We start from the raw sequence: 8839 nt of genomic DNA, 5'->3' as shown, positions 1-8839 counted from the left end.
TGGACCCGGGCGAGAGCGCCATCGCCGAGGCCGGTGCGCTGATGTACAAGGATTCGGCAGTGCAGATGGACACCGTGTTCGGCGACGGCTCGCATGCCGGCCAGAGCGGCGGTGGCGGGCTGATGGGCAAGCTGCTGTCGGCCGGCAAGCGCGTGGTCACCGGCGAGAGCATGTTCACCACCGTGTTCACCCACGCCGGCAGCGGCAAGGCCAAGGTCGCATTCGCCGCGCCCTACCCGGGCACGGTGCTGGCGCTGCGGCTGTCCGAGCATGGTGGCCAGTTGATCTGCCAGAAAGACAGCTTCCTGGCCGGCGCGCGCGGCGTGTCGCTGGGCATCGCCTTCCAGCGCAAGATCCTGACCGGCCTGTTCGGCGGCGAGGGCTTCATCATGCAGAAGCTCGAAGGCGACGGCTGGGTGTTCGTGCATGCCGGTGGCACCGTGGTGGAACGCGAGCTGGCGCCCGGCGAGCGTATCGATGTGGACACCGGCTGCGTGGTGGCCTATCACGCCGGCGTGGACATGGACGTGCGCCGCGTGGCCGGGTTGAAGAGCATGTTCTTCGGCGGCGAAGGCGTGTTCCTGGCCACCCTCACCGGCCCGGGCAAGGTCTGGCTGCAATCGCTGCCGTTCTCGCGCATGGCCGGCCGCATGCTGCAGGCCGCTCCGCAAGCCGGCGGCCAGCAACGCGGCGAAGGCTCGGTGCTGGGCGGATTGGGCCGGCTGCTGGATGGGGATAACCGGTTCTGAGTGGGCGCTGCGGCGGGTTGGCGTGGTGGTGATTTAGCGAGTGAGGGTGCGGGGCGAAGCCACTCGTCGGAATGGATGCACGACGCTTCGCGCGTACCCTCATCCGCCCTTACGGGGCACCTTCTCCCCCATGAAGGGGGACAATGTCCCGGTGGGAGAAGGGAATGCAAGGCCTGCAGATGATGCCGTTTTGAATTAGCTCCACCCACGCCAATCACTGCAGCAGCAGTGGCAGCGCGCGTGTATTCTCCCTCGCCTTTCCCATCGACGTTTTCGCCATGACTGCGCTTCGCCGCCCCCGCTCGCTTGCCCTGTTGTCCCTGCTCGGTCTGCTCTCGGCCTGCGGTGGCGAGCCACGCCCGGCCCTGCCCGCGCCGGTGGTGCAGCCGCCGTCGGCGACGGCAGCCAAGCCGGTCAAGATCGGGATCGCGCTCGGCGGCGGCGCCGTCAAGGGCTTTGCGCATATCGGCGTGATCAAGATGCTCGAAGCCAACGGGTTTGCCCCGGTGGTGGTATCCGGCACCAGCGCCGGCAGCGTGGTCGGCGCGCTGTATGCCAGCGGCATGACGGCCTTCGACATGCAGGAAAAGGCGGTGGCGCTGGACCAGGCCAGCATCCGCGACGTGCGGCTGTTTTCCGGCGGCCTGGTACAGGGCCAGAAGCTGCAGGACTACGTCAACGACCAGTTGGGCGGCAAGCCGATCGAAAAGTTACGCAAGCCGTTTGCCGCCGTGGCCACGCGCCTGGAAGATGGCGAGCGCACCGTGTTCGTGCGCGGCAATGCCGGCCAGGCGGTGCGTGCGTCCAGCAGTATTCCCGGTGTGTTCGAGCCGGTGACCATCGGGCAGTCCCACTTTGTCGATGGCGGCGTGGTCAGCCCGGTGCCGGTGGATGCCGCACGCCAACTCGGCGCGGAGTTCGTGGTGGCGGTGGATATCTCCAGCAAGGCCAGCGGCAAAAATCCGGGCGACCTGCTGGGCACGGTGAACCAGTCCATCTCGATCATGGGCCAGCGCCTGGGCGAGGCCGAACTCAAGCGCGCGGACGTGGTGGTGCGCCCCAAGGTCAACGATATCGGCTCGGCCGATTTCAACCAGCGCAGCGCTGCGATCCTGGAAGGCGAACGCGCCGCCATGGCGGTAATGCCGCAGATTCGCGCCAAGATTGCGCAGCTGCAGGCCGCGCGCAGCAGTGCCACGCGCACGGCGGCCGATCAGGCCAGGGCAGCAAGGCAGCAGGCCTACGAGCGCTGCCTGGAACAACGCTCGCGCTGGGAAAAACTACGCGGTAAGGACGAGGCCTGCGTGGCACCGTGACGCGGCCACGCTGAGCTGGATGGGTGGGATCGGCCGCCGGAGGCGGCTGTTGCCAGGGCACGCGAGCGCGCCAGGAGTTGCCGGTGATGCCCATCGCGCGCGCTGGAGAGTCGCGTGTAGCTGCGGAATGTGCGGCTGCTGGATGTCGTGGGCGCTCGAGGGCCAGACGTTATCGAGACGGCAGCGCGGCCAGGGCCGCTCCTACAGCGCCTTGTCATTGCACTGCTTTGGCAGGAGCGACCCTGGTCGCGCTGCCGTCCCGATGACCGCGACGCGCATCGCACGGCAATGCGCGCCACCCAGCCCGGTGTTTCACTCAGGCTCATGCATCGCCATCGACCTCAATATCGCCAACGCAATGACACGCTGACGAACCGCGGCTCGCCGTAGTTCTGATAATCCAGATTCGCCCAGTAGGTCTTGTCGAAGGCGTTGCGCACCGCCAGCGTGGCGGTCCATTGATCGCTGATGCGGTAGTTGGCGTTGAAATGCACCAGCGCGTACGGGTTCTGCACCACGGTGACCGGCGTGGTGGCGCCGCTGCCGTCGCCGATGGGGCGCGCGATATTGAAACCGCGCACCGCGCTCTGCCAGCTGATGCCACCGCCGATGCTCAGGCGGTCCCAGGCGCCGGGCAGGCGCACCTGGGTGGATAGCTGCAGATAGTCCTCCGGCAGATTGGCGTAGATCTCATCGGTCGGCGCCCGCGTCACCTTGACGTGGGTGTAGCCACCGTTGACCGTCCAGCCCGGCAGAATCTCACCGTTGAAATCCACTTCCCAGCCACGGCTCTTGGTGCCGTCCACGCCGATGAAGGCGGAAGTGCCATCGGGCAATGCGCCTTCCGGTTGGGTCATGTCGCGCACCGCGAAGTTGTCCTGCTTGGCTTCGAACACGGCGGCGGTGGCCATCGCGCGGCCGTCGAGCAATTGCGCCTTGATGCCGGCTTCCAGATTGGAGCCTTCCACCGGCGCGAGCAGGTTGTTGTCCTTGTCGCGGTAGTTCTGCGGATTGAAGATCTCGGTGTAGCTGGCGTAGACCGAGACGTCGGGCACGATGTCGTAGACCAGACCCACATACGGGGTGACTTCGTCGCTCACCTTGTAGCGGCCGCTGGTGCCGGTATAGCTGCCACTGGCGCTGAAGGCCTGGGTGCGGGTCTGCCAGGTGCTCAGGCGTGCGCCGGCGATCAGCGACAGCGGCTCGGCCAGACGGAAGCGGGTGGAGGCGTACACGCCGCGCTGCGTGGTGCGCGCTTCATTGCGCCGGCCGTCGCGCGCATAGGTCACCTCGGAAATGTCGCCATTCCAGTTGCGGATGTCGGGAATGAAATAGCAGCGCTCACGCGCCCCGGTCGGGCTGATGCAGGTGGCCCAGTCATCCGGATAGGTCTGCACGGTGGGGTACGCGGTGGACTGCAGATCCTGCCAGCTACCGCCGACGACCACATCGTGCTGGCGGCCAAACAGCGAAAAACCGCCCGATAGGTACACGTCCACGCTGTCGCGGACATCCTCGGTTTCGCCGGCCGCTGTGCGCAGGAAGATGCCGCTGCCATCGGCCGCCGGATAGCCGGTGCCGTAGACGCGCATGTTCTGCACCTGCCCCTTGGTATGGGCGTAGTTGACGCGCAGCAGCCAGTCCTCGCCAAAGCGGTGTTCCAGGTTGGCGAAGGCGGTGCTGGTTTCGCGCTGCCAGCGCGTCCACTCCGGTGCCATGTTGGTGGAGCGCGGCAGATTGGCCAACGATCCGTCGGCGGCGAAGAACGGCACCGTGCCCCAGGTCGAGCCGACCGGGCTGTTGTCCTGGCGCTGGTAGCCCACGGTGAGCGTGGTGCTGTCGGTCAGGTCGCCTTCCAGCACCGCCATGCCGGACATCTTGTTGTCGTGGTAGCGGTCGTAGTAGTAATCGCGGTCCTGCCAGGCGGCCACCACACGGCTGCGAAAACGCCCGTCTTCGGTCAGCGGTGCATTGACGTCGGCCTGCATGCGGCGGAAATCCCAGGTGCCCGCGCTCACCGCAAACGACGCATCGAAGTCCTTGCCCGGGCGCTTGCGCAGCAGGTTCACCGTGGCCGAAGGAATGCCCGCGCCGGTGAGCAGGCCATTGGCGCCGCGGATCACTTCGATGCGGTCGTAGAAGACCGTGTCGTATTCCTGATTGGTCGCCCCGCTATAGGTCGGCAGGCCGTCGACCTGAAAATCGGTGATCTGGAAACCGCGCGCAAAATACAGTGGGCGCTGGGTGTCGTAGAACGACACGTTGACGCCAGTCACATTGCGCATCACATCGTCGATGCTGAACAGCGATTCGTCTTCCAGGCGCTGCAGCCCGATCACGCTCACCGACTGCGGCGTTTCCTGCAGCGTGAGCGGCAGGCGCGTGGTGGTGGCCGGTTGCGCGCGGCTCACCGTGCCGTTGACGTTGACCTGGTCGAGCGTCTTGGCATCGGCCAGGTCGGCCGCGTGCACCGGGGCCGGCAAGCTCAGCGCGCACAGCAGGGCGACAGACAGCGTGGTCAGGGAATGGGGCAATGCAGGCATCGGTCTCTCATCGATCGTGGGCGCACGCCGTGGCGTGGCAGCAGGGAGGCAGTCATGTGTCAGCGTCCTGCTCAGGCGATGGCTGGCTGGCCTGGCAAAGGCTGGCGGATCGACGAGAGGACATGGCCGGAGCCGGCCAGACGTTACGCAAATGTAAATCGTTATCGTTTGTGCGGCAAGTGAGGCGCGGTTGGGGTCGCTTGATCGTGGGAGCCGTCAATGGTTCGGCAACGCGCGTCGTGCATCAAGACACACGCCGCGGCGTGGCGAACACGACGGCGCATCCGGCCAAGTCACCGGCGCCGGCGCCGGCGGTGACAATGCGCGTGCTGGTAACGCGCTCACGCTGCCGAAAGACGCGGCCATGGGCGACACCGGTGGTGTGGATGATGACGAAGGACGGCTCCCCACCGCAGCCACGCACGCGCGCGAACGTGGCCAACGCGGCGCACAGCGCGTTGGAAACAACATGGAGGGCCCGCTAGTGACCCGCCAGCGCAGTGCGCCCGCTCAGCCCAGATGCGACAGTGGCAGCCCTTCCGGCGCCTTGACCGTGCGCAGCACGAAACTGGAATTGACGTCCGACACGCCGGTGGCATTGAGCAGGCGATCCAGCAGGAACCGCGAAAAATGCTCCAGGTCGCGTACCTGCACCTGCAGCAGATAATCCATGTCGCCGGTCAGGGCCCAGCACGCCACCACCTCGTCCCAACCGCGCACCCCATCGGCGAACCGGTCGATATCGGCCTGGCCATGCTGTTCCAGCTGCACCCGCACGAAGGCCTGCAGGCCCAGCCCCAGCGCGCGGGCATCCAGACGCGCACCGTAGCCGGCGATGATGCCGGCCGCCTCCAGTCGCTGCGTGCGGCGCAGGCAGGCCGAGGCCGACAGGTTCACCTGCATGGCGAGCTCGGCATTGCTGGTACGCCCCTGCGTCTGCAGGAGGGCAAGCAACCGCAGATCGGTGCGGTCCAGGGCGATTGGCTGATCCATATGTTGCGCAGCAGCAGATTCCGATGCACGAATCTTGCGCGCAATCGGCCGCTGCGCGCAAGATTCGCAAGCCTGTTGCGTCACGATCCAGATAAGGTGAACCGCTGCCGCCATGGGATTTCTACCGCATGAACACAGCCCCGCGCCGCGTCGAAAACCAGCTCACCGACAAGGGCTACGTGCCGGTCTACACGACCGCAGTGGTCAACCAGCCGTGGGACGGGTACAGCAGCGACGACCATGCCACCTGGGGCACGCTGTATCGCCGCCAGCGCGAGTTGCTGGTGGGCCGCGCCTGCGTTGAGTTCCTGCAGGCGCAGGATGCGATGGGCATGGACGATCGGCAGATTCCACGCTTCGATGCGCTCAATGCCGTGCTGCAGGCGGCGACGGGCTGGACGCTGGTGGGGGTGGAAGGCCTACTGCCGGAGCTGGACTTCTTCGATCACCTGGCCAACAAGCGCTTCCCGGTGACGTGGTGGATCCGCCGGCCCGACCAGATCGACTACATCGCCGAACCGGATCTGTTCCATGACCTGTTCGGGCACGTGCCGCTGCTGATGAACCCGCTGTTTGCCGACTTCATGCAGGCCTATGGCCGTGGCGGGGTCAAGGCGCATGGCATCGGCGCGGACGCGCTGCAGAACCTGACGCGGCTGTACTGGTACACGGTGGAGTTCGGCCTGATCAAGACTGCGCAGGGGCTGCGGATCTACGGCGCCGGCATCGTCTCGTCCAAGGGCGAGTCGCTGTACTCACTGGAGTCGGCTGCACCCAACCGTATCGGCTTTGATCTGCAGCGCATCATGCGCACCCGCTACCGCATCGACAGCTTCCAGAAGACCTATTTCGTCATCGACAGCTTTGCGCAATTGATGGAGGCCACCGCGCCCGACTTCACCCCGATCTACGCCGATCTCGCCCAGCAGGCGCAGGTGCCGGCCGGCGATGTGCTGCCAAGCGATCTGGCGTTCCAGCGCGGCACCGGCGAGGGCTGGAGCCGCGACGGCGACGTGTGAGGCACCCGCTGAAGTCACGTGCTGCCTGCTGCGGCAGCGTGAGGCGATGCATGGTGTTGGCGCTGCGATGTGGGCACACCGACTCGACACCGCTGCCACTGCGGACTAAGGTCAATCCTCCCCACACCCGCCTTCGCTCGATGGACCTGACGCATCTGCGTATCCGGCGCTTGGAGCTGGACGACACCCGCCTGCTGTTCACCCTGGCCAACGGCATCCGCATCGATGAGCCCATCCAGGCCCATCGCCTGTTGCTCAAGGCGACACCGCCGCAGCGTGCGCAATGGCAGCTCACCGACGACGGCTTCGGGGTGAACTGGCCGGCGATCGCACCACCCACGCCGGAAGGCCTGCTCCACATGCCCGAGCTGCTGTGGCGCCGGCGCGCTGCACGCGCGCAGGCAAAACTGGCCACGCTGCGTGGACGCCTGGACGCGCTGACGCCGGGCGAACGTGAGCTGATCGCACTGGCCCGGCTGGATGCGGACATGAGCGAAAGCGGCTATGCGCGCTATTTCGACCGCTGGGATGCGGCCACCCGCAGCGATGCACTGCGCGGCCTGGCGGCCATGGGCGCAGCGCAGACGCGGCAGGCCATCGAAGGGCTGGGCGCGGTGTTCGAACGGCTGGAAGAAGACCCGGACCTGCTGAGCATCGAAGACATCCTCGACGCCATGAACGAGGCCGACCGCCAGCGCGTGCAGGGGTGGGAAGAGGTGTATTACCGCCGGCTCGGCGACCTGGCGCGCCTGGGCCTGACGCATTACGGCGTGGACAAGGCCTGAGGGTGTTGCCCGTGCTGCATGCTGCATGCAGGTACTGCATCGCCGGCTGTGGACCTGCAGCTTGCCGATCGCCGCGGTACGCCTGGATGTTTCAGCACACGGTTCAACGCCCCCGTGGAATCGTCGACCGATGACGTCACCTGGTCGGCTTTACGCCGGTTATTTTTTTCGGTATCTGCGTGTAGGCCAGCAGCAACACCAGCGGTTCTTCCCCGGTTTGCTGTAGCGCATGCGTGCTGCCAGGCCGCGTCAGTAGCGCGTCGCCGGCGTTGACGTCGTACTGCTTGCCATCCAGCGCGTACAGGCCGCGGCCGCTGACGATGTAATAAATCTCGTCCTTGTCGTGCAGGTGCAGGCCGATGCCGGCGCCCTTGTGCAGCACGCGCTTGCGCAGCACGAACTTCAGCTCCGGCGCGTCTGCGAAGAATGGATAGGCCGTGGTGGGGCCGGCGCCGCCGTGCGGGCCGGGTTGCTCGCGGGCGAGATCGCGTTCGTGCAGCACCAGCGAGGGATGCGCCTGTGCGGTGCGTCGGGCGGCGGTGTCGGGTGCTGCGCCGCAGTCGGCATCGCGGCGTAGTTGCGTCTTGAGCTCGGGCTGCAGTTGCACCCAGCCGTGCACGACCAGGCAGGCGATGGCGGTGGCACCGGCGCGGCTGAAGTGGGTGCCGTCGGCCTTGTGTTGTTCGGGCACGAACAGGAAATACGGCTTGGCGGCTTGTTCGCCGAGTGCGCGGATCCAGTCGCTGGAGCTGGCGTTGAGATCGATCAGGGCTACGCGTTCTTCGGCGGCCAGTTGCTGCATCGCCAGGGTGTAGCGCCCGTGCGTGTCGAGCAGCGCGCCGAAGTCGTAGAGCAGACGTGCGGCCGGGGTGATCAGGATCGGGGTGGCGCCGGTGTCGCGTGCGGTGGCGATGTAGCGGCGCAGGAAATGCACGTAGTCGGTGGTGGGATCGGTGTAGCGCGCGGGATCTTCGCGCTTGGCGTCGTTGTGGCCGAACTGGATCAGCAGGATGTCGCCGCGTTGCAATTCTTTTGCGATGGCATCCAGGCGCCCTTCGGCGATGAAACTGCGCGTGCTGCGGCCGCCCTTGGCGTGGTTATGCACCTGCCACTGCGCCGGGTCGAACCACTCCTGCAGCAGTTGGCCCCAGCCGGCTTGCGGCGCGCGCTCCGGGCCGTAGTCGGCGGCGGTGGAATCGCCGGCGATGAAGATGTGGTGGGGTGCGGCGTGGGCAATGCTTGCAAAGAGCAGTAGCGATGCGAACAGCAGCAGACGCATGATGGGCTCCGGGGAGGTGGTAAGTGCGCAGCGCTGTTCCTTCTCCCTTTGGGAGAAGGTGCCCGGAGGCGGATGAGGGTGCGACTGCATTGGACCTATTGGACGGTGCTGCCGTCGTCCAAGCCTTCCCCGTTTGGGGTTGCTGTCTGCCGCCG

At 66.5% G+C, this 8839-nt stretch carries 7 protein-coding genes; 4 read left to right on the top strand and 3 right to left on the bottom strand.

The window, feature by feature from the left end:
* Both OZ10_RS17865 and OZ10_RS17860 read left to right on the top strand, forming a co-directional pair.
* On the top strand, positions 1 to 749 hold a 749-nt coding region (locus tag OZ10_RS17865; protein WP_039566296.1), incomplete at its 5' end, for an AIM24 family protein.
* 278 nt (positions 750 to 1027) lie between these two features.
* Positions 1028 to 2065: a patatin-like phospholipase family protein gene (locus tag OZ10_RS17860; RefSeq protein ID WP_039407079.1), complete on the top strand. Its 1038-nt coding sequence runs from the start codon at positions 1028 to 1030 to the stop codon at positions 2063 to 2065.
* Between the two features lie 341 nt (positions 2066 to 2406).
* On the opposite strand, the gene OZ10_RS17855 is transcribed toward OZ10_RS17860, so the two are convergent.
* The gene (locus OZ10_RS17855) at positions 2407 to 4608 is read right to left on the bottom strand and encodes a TonB-dependent siderophore receptor (RefSeq protein ID WP_039566295.1); all 2202 of its coding nucleotides are present in this window, start codon (positions 4606 to 4608) and stop codon (positions 2407 to 2409) included.
* Positions 4609 to 5118: 510 nt separating this feature from the next.
* Positions 5119 to 5601: an Lrp/AsnC family transcriptional regulator gene (locus OZ10_RS17845; RefSeq protein WP_039566292.1), complete on the bottom strand. Its 483-nt coding sequence runs from the start codon at positions 5599 to 5601 to the stop codon at positions 5119 to 5121.
* Positions 5602 to 5729: 128 nt separating this feature from the next.
* Here OZ10_RS17845 and phhA point away from each other — a divergent pair, with 128 nt between their 5' ends.
* Together phhA and OZ10_RS17835 are read left to right on the top strand one after the other, a co-directional pair.
* Complete coding sequence (phhA, locus tag OZ10_RS17840; RefSeq protein ID WP_039566291.1) at positions 5730 to 6620, top strand: phenylalanine 4-monooxygenase; 891 nt, start codon at positions 5730 to 5732, stop codon at positions 6618 to 6620.
* A 140-nt stretch (positions 6621 to 6760) separates the two neighbouring features.
* The gene (locus OZ10_RS17835) at positions 6761 to 7405 is read left to right on the top strand and encodes a DMP19 family protein (RefSeq protein ID WP_039407065.1); all 645 of its coding nucleotides are present in this window, start codon (positions 6761 to 6763) and stop codon (positions 7403 to 7405) included.
* Between the two features lie 136 nt (positions 7406 to 7541).
* Here OZ10_RS17835 and OZ10_RS17830 read toward each other — a convergent pair whose 3' ends face one another.
* Positions 7542 to 8684 carry a GDSL-type esterase/lipase family protein gene (locus OZ10_RS17830; RefSeq protein WP_039407062.1) on the bottom strand — a complete coding sequence of 381 codons (1143 nt, stop codon included), beginning with the start codon at positions 8682 to 8684 and terminating at the stop codon, positions 7542 to 7544.
* Between the last annotated feature and the right edge of the window lie 155 nt (positions 8685 to 8839).

The sequence above is a fragment of the Xanthomonas cannabis pv. cannabis genome, from assembly GCF_000802365.1.
Taxonomy (GTDB): Bacteria; Pseudomonadota; Gammaproteobacteria; order Xanthomonadales; family Xanthomonadaceae; genus Xanthomonas; species Xanthomonas cannabis.
This window is presented reverse-complemented; position numbering and strand designations above follow the sequence as displayed.

Excerpts from the sequence above, each read along its gene's own strand:
- OZ10_RS17860 (WP_039407079.1), top strand. The coding sequence starts at position 1,028 with ATGACTGCGCTTCGCCGCCCCCGCTCGCTTGCCCTGTTGTCCCTGCTC.
- OZ10_RS17855 (WP_039566295.1), bottom strand. The coding sequence starts at position 4,608 with ATGCCTGCATTGCCCCATTCCCTGACCACGCTGTCTGTCGCCCTGCTG.
- OZ10_RS17835 (WP_039407065.1), top strand. The coding sequence starts at position 6,761 with ATGGACCTGACGCATCTGCGTATCCGGCGCTTGGAGCTGGACGACACC.
- OZ10_RS17845 (WP_039566292.1), bottom strand. The coding sequence starts at position 5,601 with ATGGATCAGCCAATCGCCCTGGACCGCACCGATCTGCGGTTGCTTGCC.
- phhA (WP_039566291.1), top strand. The coding sequence starts at position 5,730 with ATGAACACAGCCCCGCGCCGCGTCGAAAACCAGCTCACCGACAAGGGC.
- OZ10_RS17830 (WP_039407062.1), bottom strand. The coding sequence starts at position 8,684 with ATGCGTCTGCTGCTGTTCGCATCGCTACTGCTCTTTGCAAGCATTGCC.